This is a genomic window from Sphaerochaeta associata (assembly GCF_022869165.1).
Lineage (GTDB): Bacteria > Spirochaetota > Spirochaetia > Sphaerochaetales > Sphaerochaetaceae > Sphaerochaeta > Sphaerochaeta associata.
This window is the reverse complement of sequence record NZ_CP094929.1, coordinates 926,228-942,339: the sequence shown is the minus strand read 5'-3', so window position 1 is coordinate 942,339 and position 16,112 is coordinate 926,228. Positions and strand designations below refer to the sequence as shown.

Sequence of the window (16,112 nt, the reverse complement as noted above, 5' to 3'; positions counted from 1 at the left end):
AAGAGAGTACCCCTCCTCATTTCTGCAACAACATGTCCCCATCCTTGATCCAACCCTTCTTGCGCATCCAGGTGCTGATAAGCAGGGTGATTACCGCTGGAAGAATGAAATGCATCAGCACAATCTGCGGCAATGCGTCAAAGCCCATGACAGCTACGGCATTGAACTGTCCGACCAACCCACTCGTCCCCATGCCGGCTCCTGCACTGTTGTTTTCCATCTTGAACACCATGGTGCTTACCGGCCCCAGGATGGCCGCAGTCAAGGTCGGTGGGAGCCAAATCAAGGGGTTGTTCCAGATGTTGGGAATCTGCAGCATGCTGGTTCCCAGTCCTTGGCTGATAAGCCCGCCCAGTTTGTTCTCCTTATAGGAGCTTACAGCGAATCCAATCATCTGACAGCTGCAACCAACCACAGCAGCCCCTGCTGCAAGACCATCGATGCCAAGGCTGATGCAGATGGCTGCACTGCTGATCGGAAGTGTCAGCACCATCCCGACCACCGTAGAAACCAGTATTCCCATGGGAAGTGGATAGAGGGTGGTCAACAGATTGATGAAAGCTCCCAAGGATGTCATCAAGGCGGCGATGGGAGGAGCAATGAAGTGGCCGACCAGACTACCACCCAAGATGGTTGCAAGGGGAACCACAATAATGTCCACGCCGGTTTTGCCGACTACTTTCTTGGAAATCTCAGAACCTGCCAAGGATGCAAGCATTGCACCAAAGGGCTCACCCAGAACTACCTTTATAAGAGAAGGTCCCTCACCCAGTACAAAGGTTCCCGCCCCGACAGCCCCTGCAACGGCACAGCAGAGCACGCCCAGCATCGGGGCTTTTACGGCAAGGGCTACCCCTACACCAATGGCCGGTCCGGTCAGATATTGGGCGACAAGCCCGATTTGCTCCAAGAGCAGCCAGCCGCTGTAATGTCCGATTTGTTTGATGATGAGACCGATGATCAACGAGGCAAACAGGCCTTGAGCCATTCCGCTCAGAACCCGGGTGATATACGCACCCACCTGCCTGCCATGGTGAGAAGTGTTGCCTTCTGCCATAGAGAGCTCCCATAGAATTGGATTTGGTGGATGACTTGTCAGCTGCAACATCCGTAGCGTTGCAACAGGCCTCCGTTGGCGGTGACTATACCAAGTGAGGGAAATTTAGTAAAGGTCGTTTCATTGTATTCAATTTCCTCACATGATGAGGAGGTACTTGACACAGCCTATTTCCTATATCATACTTCTGCTATAGATTTTATAGTATTTTAACAGGAGGGGGCATCCATGAGTGTAGTTCTTTGGCTGGGAGTATTCGTTCTCCTTTTAGCAGTGCTTATTGTACTGGATAAGCGATTTACCATTCCGTTCTCGGTACGTGTTTTCACCTCATTGATTCTGGGAGCCATGTTCGGCTTGTCACTTTTCTTCTTTGCCGAATCTTCGGTATCGCAGGAAGTTCGAAGATGGACAGCATTGGTCGGCAATGGATATGTCGACCTCTTGCGCATGCTGATCATCCCATTGGTTCCCACCAGCATCATCGCAGGTCTATTAAGGTTGAGTAATACCGGGGAGCTGAAGAAACTGGGAGTGAGGACCATCGCTCTCTTTCTCCTTACCGCAACCATAGCCGGAATTATCGGTCTGGTGATAGGTTCACTGTTTTCTGTGGGAAGCGGCATGGTGGTTGGAGAGCTCGCCAAGCGGGAGGCGAACACCATCACCAACCTCTTCTCCCAATTCAGGGCCTTCATCCCATCCAACCCCATACGGTCGGCGTCCGAGATGCAGATGATTCCCCTTGTAGTGTTTTCCGTGCTGCTCGGAATCGCCGCTATTACGGTCAAAACGAAGCACCCTGAGAAAATACAACCGATCGAAGCACTGCTGGAAGGGTTCCTGGCAATTGTAATGCAGCTGACCATGATGGTACTGAGCCTCACTCCCTACGGTGTGCTCGGCCTCACCTCCTATTGGCTGTCAAGCTCGGGCCTCTCTGCACTGCTGCAACTTGGACTCTTTGTCGTTGCCATGATTACAGCGTGCCTGCTTCATATGGGACTGGTATATGGTGGCTTGGTCGCCGCTGCGGCAAAGATCAATCCTCTGAAGTTTTTCCGAGCTGCAAGCCCAGCCCTTCTTCTGGCTTTTTCAAGTCGTTCCAGTCTGGGTTCCTTGACCATGACCATCAGTACGATGAAGGGCCGGCTCAAGGTAAGTGACCGGGTGGCAAACTTTGTCGGACCCTTGGGAGCTGTCATGAATATGGATGCCTGTGGAGGAATCTTTCCTGCGATGGTTGCAATCTTTGCCGCAAACGCGTTTGGTATTGATTTGACCCTCTCCCAGTACGTCCTTATTGTAGTAGTCTCCATTTTCGCCAGTCTTGGCAGTGCAGCAGTGCCGATGGGAGCCACGGCGTTTACCGTTATCACCCTCACCACGGTGGGACTGCCGGTGGAAGCTGTAGGATTGGTGGCAGGAGTCGACTTCTTGGTCGATATGTTCCGCACCATGACCAATGTGGCCGGGGATCTGACCACTTCGGTGGTGGTCGCCAACTCACTCGGAGAATTTGACAAGAAGGCGTTCGATGAACAGGACTTGCGAACCGAGCTGGCATTTGCCTGAGTGAACACGCTTGGGAGGGAGACTATGCGTCTCCTTTCCAAGCGAATGTCTCCATATCAATTAGTCCATTGTTGAGAAAGGCGATACCTTCAGTTTCCAACATAGCCTTCTGCAGTTCGGCGAAATTCGGGTTCGGCAGCGAACCATCGGCTTTGACCACCCTGTGCCAGGGAAGTCCCTCTGGACAGCCATGCATTGCCCATCCTACCGTTCTTGCCCTTCGGGGATCACCGAGCATTCCGGCGATCTGTCCATAAGAAGCAACCCTGCCGGAGGGAATGCGGGAGACGATTGCATGGACCTGGCTGAAGAATGTGTTCAAATGCCTCACCTCACCCCACAACTATACTCCCATCGACTGAGGAAAGAAAGTGCGCGTTGTTCTATGCCGTCCTTTCGATTATGCCTCCGCAAACAATGGCATCACCGTCATATACAACCAACGATTGGCCGACAGCGGCTGCCTTCACTTCATCGTTGAAGCTCGCAGCCAACCTTGTGCCATCATCCTCGAGATGCACTACTGCAAGAGCAGGAGTCCCCGCCGAACGGATTTTCGCCTTCAACTCCACCCCATGGTCGAGTGTAGGATACAGCGACCAATGCAACTGGGAGGCAATGACCTGGGTTTGTCTGGTTTCCTCCTCATAGCCGACCAATACCTCATTCGTAGAAGGGCGCAGTGCAAGGACATACAACGGCTTTTCTGAACTGACACCCAATCCCTTGCGCTGACCGATGGTATAGTTCCATATACCCTGATGGGTGCCCAGAATGGTACCGGTCTTGTCAACGATATTTCCGGTTTGATTTGCAACATCAAGCAAGTCGGTGTAAGAACCGGCGTAGAAATCCTGGCTTTCCTCGTGACCGGCACCGTGGAATCCCTGCTCGACATCGATTTTTCTCACCTCTTCCTTGGTCATCGAACCCAAGGGGAATACAGTATGTGCCAATTGCTGTTGTGAGAGACGATACAGAAAATATGATTGGTCTTTCTTGATATCGAGTGCACGGGCGATGGCGTACCTGCCATCACGTTCTACTATCCTGGCATAGTGCCCGGTTGCAAACTTGTCAAACACAAGGCCTTGCTCGCGTGCATACTCCACCATGGCTCCGAACTTTACTTTGGCATTGCACCAGATGCAGGGATTCGGCGTTCTTCCCTGAAGATACTCATCCTTGAAGTTCTTCAGCACCACCGTTTCATAGAGTGCACTCAAATCAAGTATATGATGCTCAATGCCGATCTTCCTGCAAATCGTACGGATTTCCTGAATGTCATCTTCTCGTTCGGGACCATAACAACTGTTGGAATGCTTGGACTGGGGAAGGTCGGTCCTTCCTCCCCATACGGTCATCGTCACCCCGACAACCTCATGACCTTGCTGCTTTAAAAGAAATGCTGCAACTGAAGAGTCAATCCCTCCGCTCATACCTATCAAAACTTTCATCGAATCTCCTATTTCTTATTAAATCAATAGGATTATAAGGCAGAGGGCCGCCCTTTTCCAAGGGGTATGGGAAATTTTCTCGATTACACCCTCAACAGGCCCCTAAAGCCGCGTGATGCATAGTAGGAGTCGGCACCATTGTGGTAGATGAACACCCGGTCATAGCGGCTATCGCCGAAGAGCGCTCCTCCAAGACTTCTCATGGCCTGGGGAGTACGGATCCAACTTGATGTTTTTACATCGAAGACACCGATCGTCTGGAGGGTCCGATACTGTCCCTCATCAAGAAGCTCAATGCCCATCTGTGCAGCAAAACCGCAGGCACTGCCGGTTGGAGGAAACTTTTTTCTTTGCTCCAGAGCAACTTGATCATAACACAGACTTCTTCTACCGATTGGACTTTCAGCAGAACAATCGACGAACAGATACGTATCCGAGGCTTTGTCATACCCGATCACATCAGGCTCTCCACCGGTACGTTCCATCTCTGAAAGAGAAAAAAGTTTCTGTGGCTCGATCAAAATACGCTGTTCGATCTGAGTCCAGGAAAGAGCTTCATGGCGGTTCATATGCTTGAGAAATCTATTTTTGAGCAATGCAAGAAGGGTCACCTGCTGCTCGGTTTGTAACGTGGCTGCTGCTGTATTCATGCTCGACCTCCTCTCTATGTATTGCTCGTATTGTATCTATATCCTAGTTATTTGCTCAATATATTCACCCAAGTTAGCGAACCAATGAGTCCGACAAAGACCTGCCATTCTCTTCATTCGCACCCGCCGAAGAGTATACCAATGCCGATCAGGTATTGACAATAATCCACATACAACAGGTATACTCATATTGATACTTATCTATTTGTGAGGCTCATATGAAACAATCAGGAATTGGATTTTTTGAACGATATCTAACACTCTGGGTACTGCTGTGCATGGGCTTGGGAGTAGCAATAGGAGTTTATCTGCCACAAGTCCCCCACTTCCTCGCAAAATTTGAATATGCAAATGTCTCCATTCCGGTGGCCATTCTCATCTGGCTGATGATCTACCCGATGATGCTCAAGGTTGACTTTCACAGTATCAAGGAGGTTGGACAGAACCCCAAGGGCCTCATTATCACCTGGGTGACCAACTGGCTCATCAAGCCTTTCACGATGTATCTCATCGCCCTGTTCTTCTTTTTCGTGCTGTACAAAGCCATTCTGCCGCAAGAGACAGCACGACAGTACCTTGCAGGGGCCGTATTGCTTGGAGCGGCCCCCTGTACGGCGATGGTATTCGTATGGAGTCACCTTACCAAAGGGAATCCCGCCTACACCCTTGTGCAGGTCGCTACCAACGACCTGATCATCCTGGCAGCCTTCGTTCCCATCGTCGGTCTGTTGTTGGGCATCAGCGGCATCACCATCCCGTGGATGACGCTCTTTCTCTCGGTGGTTCTCTTTGTCGTCATTCCACTCGGTGCTGGATGGATTTCCCGTGTCCTTATTACAAAGCGTCGGGGTCTTCATTATTTTGAGCAGGTATTCATTCCCAAGTTCAGCAATGTCACCATAACCGGCCTCTTATTGACCTTGATCATCATTTTCTCCTTCCAAGGTAGAACCATCGTAGAAAACCCTCTGCACATCCTCTTGATAGCGATTCCGCTCATCCTGCAAACTTTTCTGATTTTCTTCATCGCCTACCTCTGGGCCAAGGCATGGAAGCTCCCCCATGACGTTGCAGCTCCGGCCGGTATGATCGGAGCATCCAACTTCTTTGAACTTGCCGTGGCTGTGGCTATTTCGATCTTCGGCTTGCAGTCAGGGGCTACGATAGCCACTGTCGTCGGGGTGCTGGTCGAGGTACCGGTCATGCTGACCTTGGTACGCATCGCCAACAATACCAAACGTTGGTTCAAGGTCCCTGTCGCACGGTAACCGCCGCTATTTTCGGGAAATATACCCACCGCTGATAATCTTGGAGTCGTTGACCACCACTACGGCTCCAGGAAGCATGGTGTTCACCAGAGTCACAGCCTCTGCAATCCGTTTTCGTTTCAGGTGCAACATAAGAATATCGCGATTGCCGTTTCGGCCTGTACCTTTAACGACGGTCACTGCAAAATTGTCCTTGCGAAGGGAGTCGGCCAGTTCCACACTCTGCGGTCCCTCAGGCACAATGACCTGGACCGAACTGAGTCCGAATGCGAGCTTGTCCTCAAACCACGACCCCATGTAATTGCCGACGGCAAAGGCAAGGGCAAAGACCACCATCCTCATCGGATCATCCTGGAATCCATCCAAAACAGTCCCGGTTATCAGCAGCCACAAGGCACTATCGAAAAAAGCAACCATGGTTCCCTTGACCCGTTCGCCTCGATTGATGAGAACCATTCGGATCGTCGACACGGTCACTTCCAATATTTTGCCGAAAAAAATGATGAAATAAATCCAAATTCCCAAATTGTCCAAGAAATCCATACTCACTCCTTCCCGCGTTACTACACTATGCAAGTATAGATGGAGTCTGATTGAATTGGGATTAAATTGGAAGAGCCTGGGCTTCTCTATCAGCGAATCATAGAGACTTTCATCAGCAGTACATCAATCTGTTCAAAGGATGACATGCAGCATCGAATTCTACGGTTGGCAAATCTTCGGATACTCCAAGCCTTGTTCCACAAGCCAGCGGCGGACCACACGCTTTCCCTTGGATGTGTTCCACTGTCGGGCGATGGCATGGTGACAAGCAAGACCCTGCCCTGTTCGAGCATGGTGACAGAACCGATCAATCGCCCTGTACGACATCAACAGCAAATCCTTTCTTCTTAAAACCGACCGGCACATGGAGCTGCTGGGCTACAAGAACCGTGAAATTGAAGTTTCCCGCTATCACCGGATGGTTCACCCTGACGACCAGCCCTTCCTGTATGACTCTGAACTACAGATGTACCGTTACCTTGAAGGCAGGGATGACAAAATGGATTACAAGCTGGTCTATGACTATCGGGTGCGGGCAACCGATGGAAGCTACATCAGGTTCCTCCATCAGATGGCCATTTTTGCCTGCGATCGGGATCGCCATGCTTGGCTGATGCTGGTCATCAGCGATGTCCTGCAACAGTATCCGGAGGAACTGCATCCTCGGAGGGTTCTACTCAATACAAAAACACAAAAGGTTTGCCTCTTCGACAAGGAACAAGAGCTGGTGACAAGCAGGGAGAAGGAGATAGTCCGACTTATTTCCCAAGGACTGGACAGCAACCAGATCGCCGACAGGCTCTGCATCAGCATCCACACGGTGAACAACCACAGGCAAAACATCCTGGCCAAGACGCAAACCCGTCACATCGCCCAAGCCATGTACTACCTACGATGCATCGGACTGCTCTGAATATCGCTTGATCACCCGCAAGCTGCGCAAGGTGACCCATTTGCTCTCTTCTCCTTTCCTTTCCATGGGGATCAAGAGCCTCTCACTGGCATAACTGTTGCCCATAAGCCAGCGGCCTTGGTGGTTCTGTTTCTCCAGAACCACCTGCAAGGCTTCCTCCATACGCCGGTCCTTCACCTGCTCGGAAACGAGAATATCGAGAATCTCCAGTACATCGGTCTGATACATCAAGGGAAAGGCGAAGTGCAGCCAGAGCGGTTTTGCCTTCTTCTTCAGGTTATGGCTGCTTTTATAGATATGATGGATCAACATGAACTCAACCAAACGATCAAGCTGGGCCTGTTGCTGTTTCGTTCGTACCTCTTTAGGTACTGCCGAAAGGCCTTTCAACGCCTTTACGACAGCCATAAAACACGTATGGGAACCCCAACACATGTCATAGCGGTCATAGGGGGCGACCTGAGGCTCGACAACCTCCCCATCATTGAGCACGAGAAAGCGAACCAGGTGGTCCAGGGCCTTCTGCAGCCGCTCATCCTCAAGATAGCCGAAGTGAATCAGGACCCACACAAGATTGCCGGTCAAACACGGAATGACTTCGGACTTCCTCCCCCCTCCGGTTTTCTGGGCGGTATTCATGGAAAAACCGCCATCCTCCAACTCCTGCGAGTTCAAAAGCAGGTACTCACACATGGTTCGAATCTGGTCGTTCGGTTCGGCTCCCAGTTCCGCCAGGGTAATGAGAGACCAGACCAAGCCCTCGTACTTGTACGTATAAAACCGACGGTATGTGTCCTGATAGGAAGGTCGGGCCATCATCTCGAGCATCTGCGGTACAAGCCCGGTTCTCTGTATTGCTGCTTTGGCTTTCAGCGCCTCATCGTCCTCGATTGGTGTGTCCAAGAGGTCGGTCAAGGTGAAGTAGCGCACCGATGGATTGTTCTCCTCCATCAACCATTGTAGAGTCTGCTCGGATGCAAAACTACGCCATCTGTCCATACGCACTCCTAAGTGGTGATTCTGATGCCGATGAGGTGCTTGATATCCTCGAGCACTGCATCGTCAACGACCTCGATCATAAGCCAACGGCCGATGGCCATCGGTTTTGCCTTGGAAAACGATTTCGTTACCGATGGAGTATACATCCCCGCGTCCATTTCGAAGGCCACCTGTGCATCGTGTTTCGGTCCTACAACCACCAAGACGATACAGGAATCCTTAAGTGGGTAAAGCGTACAAAGAGCCTTGCCGCTTTTCTTGTACTTAACATTCCAACCCGGCTGAGCGCTGCAGCTGCTGTACTCAATGATCGGCTGGACATGGTAGGCACTTTGCAAGTATTCATTCAGGTGATTCCAACGCCTCCTTCCGGAGCCGACATAATCGCTCATCTGCTCAAGACTTGGAGCCTGGTCTTGGGGAAACATCAGATGCCACATGCAACACCTCCCTCCCTATGTAAGACTCATTGTGAAATAGGATTATCAAGCGGTCAATAGTACTGCTTTTGCTTTTCTTGTATTCTCTCAGAGAATTATTCTAATACATGTCGTAGTCGAGCTTCAGGACGATGTTCTGCGGATAATCACCGAAATGCTCACCGAAGAGGCTCACACCTCCGACAAAACGGGCATCTTCCTTGATCTCGATCCTTACACTGATAAAGCAGTCATCCTTTATGCCCAAGGAATCAATAGCCAAATCTGCGATACGCTCGTTGTTGAGGAACGTCCCGTGTGAATTGACCTTCCAATCGGTAAGCAATCCATACTGATTCAGCGACTCGGGCCACCAGGAAGGGTTGAACTTCCCTTTCCGACCGCCCAAGTCACCAGGGCTCGTCCACGTCCCTACTTCAATGTCGTTTACCCATACGGTGATGTCACTCGGCCAGTCATTCCGATAGAATGGAGCCTCGGAACACGCCTCGAAAGAGAGATCAAATTGCTTGGGAAGTCCTCCATTGACAATCGTATTGGGGAACCTGTACTCCACAAACCCTTTGTAGAACCAAAGCAGTTGCGCACCGGTCCTGTCAGGATAGTAGAAACTGCAGGGTTGATCAAAAATCCCTATGGCGCTCTTTTCACTGACCAAGCCGCACGTCGGATGTATTTCACAGTTCACAAAGTTGCCAATGGGCATGCTCAACACTATCGAGTTTTCTTTGTTCTCATGCATCTGATCAAGCAACAGCCGAAAAACCACCCGGTCACAGACACGGCTGCTTACCTTCATACTGCCCCGAATCCCAGGTTGCGACTCGGTGAACAAAAGCCCGGCATTCTCAAGAATGCGCACATTCAAGGCAGCTGTCGAGGTAGGGAGGCCGAGCTGTTCGGCGATTTCATTTACACTGAGACTGCGCTCATTGAGAAGCTCAAGGATGTTGATCCTCGCCTCATTGGCGATAGCCTTGGCAACGACCAGCATCTTCTGCTTATCAGAGTAATCAAGCAGTATATCCTTCAACATCACTACCTTCCTTCTTCCATTGTTGAGTTATGGATGAAACCGCAGGAGATTCCACGTCAGCGGAGCAACCTCCACAACCGAACCGATATCACCATGGGAGATCTGTTTCGGCACAACTTCATCGGGATGGAGCTTGTCATTCACCGCATACAGGTCCTTATGCTCCAATGCAATATGCTCGAATAGCGTATACGAACCAGAAAAACCGGACAGGTCCAACTCGATGGCCAACGCCTGCCGTTGATGACGGTTCACCACAAACATATCAATCTCACCGGTATCAGGATGATGCACCAAAAGGGTATCGGCATACGGGATGGTTCCATACTGTGCATTCTCATAAGAGCCAACCTCGACACGACAGTCCAATACCTCTCCCCTGCCGTATTTGGATGCATAATAGAACGGCCAGTAAATGGTCTGCCTCCAGGCAGGCCCTCCTGTTTCAGTCATGATCGGGGCTATGGTGTTCACCAACTGGGCGAGGCAGGCAATTTTTACCCGGTCGCAGTGCCGGAGCAGGCTGTTCAGAAGACAGCCAACCACCAGGGCATCCTCGAAGGTATAGACATCCTCCAGCAGGGAGGGACCTACAATCCAGGGTTTTTGCTCCTTATCCTTTTGGAGGGAATGGAACCATACATTCCACTCATCAAAGCAGAGGTACATCGTCTTCTTTGACCGCTTTTTTGCCTTTACGTAGTCGCATACATGTACGACGGTTTCAATAAAGGAATCCATACCAGCCGAGCAAGCGAGAAAGGTTGCGATATCCTTCTCCTCATTGCGGAAATACATGTGCAAAGAGAGATAATCAACCACCTCATAGGCATGGTCGAGCACGGTTTCCTCCCACTGGGGAAATGTAGGCATGAAAACATTGGAACTACCACAGGCAACCAGTTCAAGGGACGGGTCGAACAGCTTCACCGCCTTTGCCACTTCACATGCCAGACGACCATACTCCTCGGCGGTCTTGTGTCCGACCTGCCAGGGGCCGTCCATCTCATTACCCAAACCCCACAGCTTGATGGCAAACGGCTCAGGTGAGCCATGTTGCTTTCTCAGGTCGCTCAGATAGGATCCTCCGGGGTGATTGCAATATTCAACAAGCTCCCTGGCTTCAGCGAGGCCTCGAGTCCCGAGGTTGAACACCATCATCGGCTCTGTTCCTACTTTCCTGGCCCAATGCATGAACTCCTGCAGGCCGAATTGGTTCGGATCGAGGGCCTTCCAAGCCAAATCCAGACGGGTGGGACGGCTTTCCTTTGGCCCTATTGAATCCTCCCAATTGAAATTGGATACATAGTTGCCACCGGGGAATCGAACCACCGGAACATCAAGTTCACGGACAAGGTTCATCACATCAGTGCGAAGGCCCTCCTCGTCCGATGCAGGGTGGTCCACCTCGTAGACACCTCCATATACAGCCCTTCCAAGTTGCTCGACAAATGAACCGAACAATCTGGGATCTACGGTTCCCCGGGTAAATTGCCTGGCGGCATGTATCGTACACTTCATGGTGCTGCTCCTTTTCAATTTTCAATGGTGGAGGGTATCACTAAACAAGAAAAACTCTTGCATATTTCTTGAAGACACTATCTTTTGTACAAATTTCTTGTACCTTTAGGCGCAAGTATAAAGCAGCATAGTCAGTTGTCAACTGTTTTCCTGAATAGATTTATATGAATTTTCATAAAACCAATTACATACAAAAAAACACGTCACGCTGTATTTTTCCAAAATTAATTACAACTTTCCTGTTTCTTTATATACAAGAAAAACAACACCGTCCCTCATGACCCCGGCCAGGTATGAGGGACAGGAAAAGGTGTTTCCTGATGCTTGTGTTCCTAGTCATTAAGCAGCAACGATGCCCATGAGACTTTCTCAACCGGCTTGCCGTCGCTGATCCTGCTGATACCGTTGAACCACGCTTCGGTACACTGGAAGATGAACGACTGATCATGAATAGGAAAAGAGGAAGCATTGCCGAGCATGCAGTCAAGGCCGCACATCGGACACTGCAGCGTCTTATCACGTGGAGGGCGCTCTACAATCCAGTAGAGTTTCCGCTCGGCCTGTGGATTGAAGGTATGACCGCAGTAGAAACAGGTGCAACTGTCACTCGCAAGAATCTGTTTCTCATTCGCAAACGTTGCCTTGTGTGCCTGCTTGATGTAGTCATCGCTATAGTTCATGTGCTTACCTTCCAACCTGCTTCGATCAAGGCATCGATTGTCTCATACTCCCCTTCCAATTCATCGGTCTCATAGTTGAAGACGCGATACCGATACGAAAGAGCATCCCCTATCGTGCTATAGGCGAACCGACCATCAAGATGGTCCAAATAGCATCCTTTATTTTTCCCTATCAAAGAAACGCTGAATGCGACAACATCCACTCGACTGAGAATGTCCCGGGTCAACTCCTGCTGGTCCTTGCTCCATGTTTTCATGCAATGCCTCCTGGTACACCCAAAGCATACATCGTTTACTGTGCCAGCACGTGACACAGTTATTCACCAAGAAGGAATTGTTTGTTAACAACATAAAGGTACCGAGATGGCAAGGAAAAGACAAGCTTTCGTTCGTTCTTGTATGGAGAAAACAGTGAAGGCCGCCCTTTCGGACAGCCTCCACTTTGTTTGCCTTGATGTTCAGGTGTTCAGCCGACCACCTCGAAGCCGCCGTCGACCAGCTGCCTCTTCAGGTGCTCGATCTGCTTGGGCGGCGAGCTCAGGTTGGGCAAAAACGGGCTTCCCACCTGCATGCCCACCAGGTTCGCCAGGTCCTTGGTCGCAACAGGGAAGCTCGACTTGTCGGTTGCCAGCCTGATCGGGTTCAGCTCCCACTGCGCCTCCAAAGAACCCTTCAGGTCCCCGCTCACGTACTTGTCGTAGATCGAGCAGACAAGCTTGGGCAGGTAGTTGGCCGTAGAGCACACAGCCCCCACGGCCCCGACGCACAGGCCCGAGTAGATCAGCGTGTCCTTGCCGCACATCACGCGGAAGTTCACGTCGGCGTTTCGCCTGATGAACTCGATGGTCTGCGTCAGGTCCCCGCTGGAGTCCTTCATGCCCACAAGGTTGGGCACCGAGTGTGCAAGCTCCTCTACCAGCTCCTGGCTCATCGCGTAGCCGCAGCGCCCGGGGTTGTTGTACAAGAGCACCGCCGTATCGGGCACCGATGCGGCTATGCTTCTGATGTGGCCCTTCAGCTCCTCGTCGGTGGGCTTGATGAACATCGGCTGCAGGATCGAGACGGCCTTCGCTCCCATCGAGGCGCCCATCCGGGCGAGGCGGATGCACTTGGTGGTGCGGATGTTTCCCACGCCCATGTACACCGGCACCCGGCCGGCCGCCTGGTCCATCATGACCGACAGGGCCCTTTCCATCTCATCCTCCTCCATCATGTAGAACTCCCCGTTGGAGCCGAAGGCCAGGATGCCCGAGCACCCGCCTTCTATGACGAAGTCGATGAGCTTGCGAAGCGCAGTCTCGTCCAGCGTCTCGTCCTCTTTGATCGGGGTCACGATCGGGGGGATGATCCCCTTGATGAAGGAAGTATCCATGCTCACTCCCCGATTGCGGTGCCGGACAGCTTCGCATAGTAGCGGGCCAGGGCGCTGTGGTCGTCGCCTCCGAAGCCGTCGGCGTGCAGGGTCTCCATCATCTCGCGTGCAAGGGCCGTCAAGGGAAGCGGGGAGCCCACCCCGTGGCCCGTGTCCAGCGCGTTGGCCAGGTCCTTGATGTGCAGGTCGATCTTGAAGCCCGGCTTGAAGTTCGAATCCATCATCATCGGCGCCTTGGCGTTCATCACCGTGCTGCCCGCAAGTCCGCCCTTGATCGCCTCGAACACCAGGTGCGGGTCCACACCCGCCTTGCGCACCAGCGTGAACGCCTCCGCCACCGCCGCTATGTTCAGCGCCACGATGACCTGGTTGGCCAGCTTGGTCGTGTTCCCCGCCCCGATCGGCCCGCAGTGCACCGCACTGGAGCCCATCACCAGCAGGATCTCCCTCACCTCTTCGAAGAGGGCCTTCTCTCCGCCCACCATGATCGCAAGCGTCCCGTCCACCGCCTTCGGCTCACCCCCGGAAACCGGCGCGTCCAGCATGCGCACCTTCTTCTGCGCGCAGGCCTTCTCCACCTCCTGGCTCGCAAGCGGGGCGATGGAGGACATGTCGATGAGGATCAGGCCCTCGGCCGCCCCCTCCAGCACCCCGCCCTCGCCCATCACCACGCTCTTGACGTGGGGGCTGTTGGGCAGCATCGTGATCACCAGGGGGACCTGGGAGGCTACGTCGGCCGCGCTCGCCGCCGCCTTCGCCCCGGCCGCCACCACGTTCTCCACGTTATCCTTGTTCACATCGAAGCACACCACCTCGTGGCCCGCCTTCAGCAGGTTCTTTGCCATGGGCTTGCCCATGATGCCTAGTCCGATGAATCCAATCTTCATAGTTGTTTCCTTTCTTGAGTATGTGAGTTACTTGCTGCGCAGCTTTGCCATCTCGGCACGCCACAGGCGCAAATCAGCAAGATCCAGTTTACCGTCCTCGGTCGCCTTGCATCCATTGAGGACGGGAAGCTCAGCCTGTTGCATCTGACGGCAGGCATCGGCAACCTGGTCGGCAACTTCGTTGGGGATCAAGACAGCACCGTGCTTGTCGGCATGGATGAGATCGCCGGGACGCACGATCAGGCCGCCGATTTCCACCGGAGTACCGGTTGCCTCCATATGAATGTATCCATGAGAAACCAAGGTACAGGAGGCAAGATAGGTAAAGCCCAGCGAGTAGGCCTCGTCGAGATCGCGCACCCCGCCGTTGGTCACCACACCCATGCAACCAAGCGCCTTGTGTACAGTAGTCTGCACTTCTCCCCAGAAGGAGCCGATCGGCTCTTCATCGATATCCTGAATGATGGAAATGGGTGTCGAAGGACAATCGAGAATGGACTGATAATACGCATACAACGTCTCCTCGTTCTCCTTGGTTCCCGGATACCTGGCACTGATTTTTGCAGTGCAGGCATAGCCGACGATTGGTTTTCTATCAGGAAAGAGTGCCTTGATGGCCGGTGAGGTGAATCCTTCGGTCTTGCTTCTCAGCTTGAACTTTTCGATGGCGTTACACACTGTCGGGGTATCAAACTGTCTGAGTTCCTCTAATTGCGCTTCTGTCAAATACTTCATAGAACCTCCATGGATGCTCGTGGTACAGGCGGATTGTTGACCGGCCAGGAAGGAGTCTTTCCGGACAACACTTCATCAATTCCTTGGGCTGCAAACAGCGCCATGCGGATTTTTGCATCGCTTGTCAGTGCTGCATTATGCGGAGTAAGCAACAAATGCTCAATCGCCAGCAACGGATTATCCGCCTTAGGCGGTTCATCGTTCATCACATCAAGTGCCGCTCCAGCTATCAAACCCTGTTGCAACGCCTCAAGCAAGTCAGCTTCCACCAAGATTTCACCGCGTGCAAGATTCAAAAAATACGCACTTTGTTTCATCAATCTGAACTGATCGATGGTAATTGTCTTGTTGTTCTGCTCACTTGCTGGATAGTGCGCCGAAACATAGTCTCCTATACGGAATGCATCATCGAAGTGGTCCAGTTTGTGGACATAGTCGGGTTTATCCATTTGATCGAGCAAGGGATCATAGGCATACACCTTCATACCAAGTCCATAATGTGCTTTCTTTGCCACCAGCTTGCCGATTTTTCCGTAGCCCAGCAACGCGAGCGTTTTCCCTTCAAGATCCATGCCCGCCTTGCGGTTGCGAAAACCGTAATCGGCGGCATGGGCGGCTTTGTTGCTCTCCAGCAGGTTACGACCGAGCGCGATGATGAAACCGATCGTCATCTCCGCCACCGAGTTGGAATTTGAAGTGGCTCCGTTGGTCACCCAAATCCCCAATTCTTCGGCATGGGCCAGATCGACCTTGTCTACTCCCACCCCATGCCGGGCCATGACCTTCACCTGCTTCGCAGCATCGAGGATTTCCTTGTCATACGCTTCGTTGCGAAACAAAACCGCATCGACATCAGCAATATCGGCAAGCAGGGAGGCCTTGTCGGTCCCTCTGCCCATGCGTATGGAATAGCCCCGTTCACGAAGGTAGGCTTTGCCCACCTCGGCGATATCCTCGGGAATTAGTACCGTTTTCACAG

General features: G+C 52.1%; 19 protein-coding genes. 3 read left to right on the top strand and 16 right to left on the bottom strand.

The window, feature by feature from the left end:
* Positions 1-16: 16 nt before the first annotated feature.
* Entirely contained in the window at positions 17-1,057 is a 1,041-nt protein-coding gene (locus MUG09_RS04330) for a PTS sugar transporter subunit IIC (RefSeq protein WP_244773871.1), read from the bottom strand.
* A gap of 228 nt (positions 1,058-1,285) precedes the next feature.
* Here MUG09_RS04330 and MUG09_RS04325 point away from each other — a divergent pair, with 228 nt between their 5' ends.
* Complete coding sequence (locus MUG09_RS04325; protein WP_244773870.1) at positions 1,286-2,632, top strand: dicarboxylate/amino acid:cation symporter; 1,347 nt, start codon at positions 1,286-1,288, stop codon at positions 2,630-2,632.
* Between the two features lie 22 nt (positions 2,633-2,654).
* On the opposite strand, the gene MUG09_RS04320 is transcribed toward MUG09_RS04325, so the two are convergent.
* From MUG09_RS04320 to MUG09_RS04310, 3 genes are all read right to left on the bottom strand, one after another.
* A complete protein-coding gene (locus tag MUG09_RS04320; protein WP_244773869.1) occupies positions 2,655-2,954 on the bottom strand; it encodes an MGMT family protein in 300 nt (99 codons plus the stop codon).
* 61 nt (positions 2,955-3,015) lie between these two features.
* Positions 3,016-4,089: a tRNA 2-thiouridine(34) synthase MnmA gene (gene mnmA, locus MUG09_RS04315; protein ID WP_244773868.1), complete on the bottom strand. Its 1,074-nt coding sequence runs from the start codon at positions 4,087-4,089 to the stop codon at positions 3,016-3,018.
* 83 nt (positions 4,090-4,172) lie between these two features.
* Entirely contained in the window at positions 4,173-4,739 is a 567-nt protein-coding gene (locus tag MUG09_RS04310) for a DUF4256 domain-containing protein (RefSeq protein ID WP_244773867.1), read from the bottom strand.
* A gap of 218 nt (positions 4,740-4,957) precedes the next feature.
* Here MUG09_RS04310 and arsB point away from each other — a divergent pair, with 218 nt between their 5' ends.
* Positions 4,958-6,007, top strand: coding sequence for an ACR3 family arsenite efflux transporter (gene arsB / locus MUG09_RS04305; RefSeq protein WP_244773866.1), 1,050 nt, complete (start codon positions 4,958-4,960; stop codon positions 6,005-6,007).
* Between the two features lie 6 nt (positions 6,008-6,013).
* Here the strand turns inward: arsB and MUG09_RS04300 are convergent, their stop codons facing one another.
* Both MUG09_RS04300 and MUG09_RS04295 read right to left on the bottom strand, forming a co-directional pair.
* Positions 6,014-6,550, bottom strand: coding sequence for a DUF2179 domain-containing protein (locus tag MUG09_RS04300; protein WP_244773865.1), 537 nt, complete (start codon positions 6,548-6,550; stop codon positions 6,014-6,016).
* Positions 6,551-6,709: 159 nt separating this feature from the next.
* Positions 6,710-6,877: a hypothetical protein gene (locus tag MUG09_RS04295; RefSeq protein ID WP_244773864.1), complete on the bottom strand. Its 168-nt coding sequence runs from the start codon at positions 6,875-6,877 to the stop codon at positions 6,710-6,712.
* Between the two features lie 37 nt (positions 6,878-6,914).
* Here MUG09_RS04295 and MUG09_RS04290 point away from each other — a divergent pair, with 37 nt between their 5' ends.
* The gene (locus MUG09_RS04290) at positions 6,915-7,463 is read left to right on the top strand and encodes a LuxR C-terminal-related transcriptional regulator (RefSeq protein WP_244773863.1); all 549 of its coding nucleotides are present in this window, start codon (positions 6,915-6,917) and stop codon (positions 7,461-7,463) included.
* Here the strand turns inward: MUG09_RS04290 and MUG09_RS04285 are convergent.
* The 10 genes from MUG09_RS04285 to MUG09_RS04240 all read right to left on the bottom strand — a co-directional run bounded on the left by MUG09_RS04285 (position 7,440) and on the right by MUG09_RS04240 (position 16,110).
* Positions 7,440-8,462, bottom strand: coding sequence for a nitrogen fixation protein NifH (locus MUG09_RS04285; RefSeq protein WP_244773862.1), 1,023 nt, complete (start codon positions 8,460-8,462; stop codon positions 7,440-7,442). The genes MUG09_RS04290 and MUG09_RS04285 overlap by 24 nt on opposite strands.
* A gap of 8 nt (positions 8,463-8,470) precedes the next feature.
* Positions 8,471-8,902: a DUF3788 domain-containing protein gene (locus tag MUG09_RS04280; RefSeq protein WP_244773861.1), complete on the bottom strand. Its 432-nt coding sequence runs from the start codon at positions 8,900-8,902 to the stop codon at positions 8,471-8,473.
* Positions 8,903-9,002: 100 nt separating this feature from the next.
* Positions 9,003-9,938, bottom strand: coding sequence for an ArsR/SmtB family transcription factor (locus MUG09_RS04275; protein ID WP_244773860.1), 936 nt, complete (start codon positions 9,936-9,938; stop codon positions 9,003-9,005).
* A gap of 27 nt (positions 9,939-9,965) precedes the next feature.
* Positions 9,966-11,459: an arabinosylfuranosidase ArfA gene (arfA, locus tag MUG09_RS04270; protein WP_244773859.1), complete on the bottom strand. Its 1,494-nt coding sequence runs from the start codon at positions 11,457-11,459 to the stop codon at positions 9,966-9,968.
* A gap of 332 nt (positions 11,460-11,791) precedes the next feature.
* A complete protein-coding gene (locus MUG09_RS04265) occupies positions 11,792-12,139 on the bottom strand; it encodes a hypothetical protein (RefSeq protein WP_244773858.1) in 348 nt (115 codons plus the stop codon).
* Positions 12,136-12,396 carry a hypothetical protein gene (locus tag MUG09_RS04260; RefSeq protein WP_244773857.1) on the bottom strand — a complete coding sequence of 87 codons (261 nt, stop codon included), beginning with the start codon at positions 12,394-12,396 and terminating at the stop codon, positions 12,136-12,138. Before MUG09_RS04260 ends, MUG09_RS04265 begins: the two co-directional genes overlap by 4 nt.
* Positions 12,397-12,605: 209 nt before the next feature.
* Entirely contained in the window at positions 12,606-13,511 is a 906-nt protein-coding gene (locus MUG09_RS04255) for a dihydrodipicolinate synthase family protein (protein WP_244773856.1), read from the bottom strand.
* A gap of 2 nt (positions 13,512-13,513) precedes the next feature.
* A complete protein-coding gene (gene garR, locus MUG09_RS04250) occupies positions 13,514-14,398 on the bottom strand; it encodes a 2-hydroxy-3-oxopropionate reductase (RefSeq protein WP_244772705.1) in 885 nt (294 codons plus the stop codon).
* A 27-nt stretch (positions 14,399-14,425) separates the two neighbouring features.
* Positions 14,426-15,133 (bottom strand): RraA family protein, encoded by a 708-nt coding sequence (locus tag MUG09_RS04245; RefSeq protein WP_244773855.1) that lies wholly within the window; start codon positions 15,131-15,133, stop codon positions 14,426-14,428.
* Complete coding sequence (locus MUG09_RS04240) at positions 15,130-16,110, bottom strand: hydroxyacid dehydrogenase (RefSeq protein ID WP_244773854.1); 981 nt, start codon at positions 16,108-16,110, stop codon at positions 15,130-15,132. The genes MUG09_RS04245 and MUG09_RS04240 overlap by 4 nt, the downstream gene beginning before the upstream one ends.
* Positions 16,111-16,112 lie beyond the last annotated feature (2 nt).

Bases quoted from the DNA above. Each gene is read 5' to 3' on its own strand.
- MUG09_RS04330 (WP_244773871.1), bottom strand. From the start codon at position 1,057: ATGGCAGAAGGCAACACTTCTCACCATGGCAGGCAGGTGGGTGCGTAT.
- MUG09_RS04325 (WP_244773870.1), top strand. From the start codon at position 1,286: ATGAGTGTAGTTCTTTGGCTGGGAGTATTCGTTCTCCTTTTAGCAGTG.
- mnmA (WP_244773868.1), bottom strand. From the start codon at position 4,089: ATGAAAGTTTTGATAGGTATGAGCGGAGGGATTGACTCTTCAGTTGCA.
- MUG09_RS04310 (WP_244773867.1), bottom strand. From the start codon at position 4,739: ATGAATACAGCAGCAGCCACGTTACAAACCGAGCAGCAGGTGACCCTT.
- arsB (WP_244773866.1), top strand. From the start codon at position 4,958: ATGAAACAATCAGGAATTGGATTTTTTGAACGATATCTAACACTCTGG.
- MUG09_RS04300 (WP_244773865.1), bottom strand. From the start codon at position 6,550: ATGGATTTCTTGGACAATTTGGGAATTTGGATTTATTTCATCATTTTT.
- MUG09_RS04295 (WP_244773864.1), bottom strand. From the start codon at position 6,877: ATGTCGTACAGGGCGATTGATCGGTTCTGTCACCATGCTCGAACAGGG.
- MUG09_RS04290 (WP_244773863.1), top strand. From the start codon at position 6,915: ATGGAGCTGCTGGGCTACAAGAACCGTGAAATTGAAGTTTCCCGCTAT.
- MUG09_RS04285 (WP_244773862.1), bottom strand. From the start codon at position 8,462: ATGGACAGATGGCGTAGTTTTGCATCCGAGCAGACTCTACAATGGTTG.
- MUG09_RS04280 (WP_244773861.1), bottom strand. From the start codon at position 8,902: ATGTGGCATCTGATGTTTCCCCAAGACCAGGCTCCAAGTCTTGAGCAG.
- MUG09_RS04275 (WP_244773860.1), bottom strand. From the start codon at position 9,938: ATGTTGAAGGATATACTGCTTGATTACTCTGATAAGCAGAAGATGCTG.
- arfA (WP_244773859.1), bottom strand. From the start codon at position 11,459: ATGAAGTGTACGATACATGCCGCCAGGCAATTTACCCGGGGAACCGTA.
- MUG09_RS04265 (WP_244773858.1), bottom strand. From the start codon at position 12,139: ATGAACTATAGCGATGACTACATCAAGCAGGCACACAAGGCAACGTTT.
- MUG09_RS04260 (WP_244773857.1), bottom strand. From the start codon at position 12,396: ATGAAAACATGGAGCAAGGACCAGCAGGAGTTGACCCGGGACATTCTC.
- MUG09_RS04255 (WP_244773856.1), bottom strand. From the start codon at position 13,511: ATGGATACTTCCTTCATCAAGGGGATCATCCCCCCGATCGTGACCCCG.
- garR (WP_244772705.1), bottom strand. From the start codon at position 14,398: ATGAAGATTGGATTCATCGGACTAGGCATCATGGGCAAGCCCATGGCA.
- MUG09_RS04245 (WP_244773855.1), bottom strand. From the start codon at position 15,133: ATGAAGTATTTGACAGAAGCGCAATTAGAGGAACTCAGACAGTTTGAT.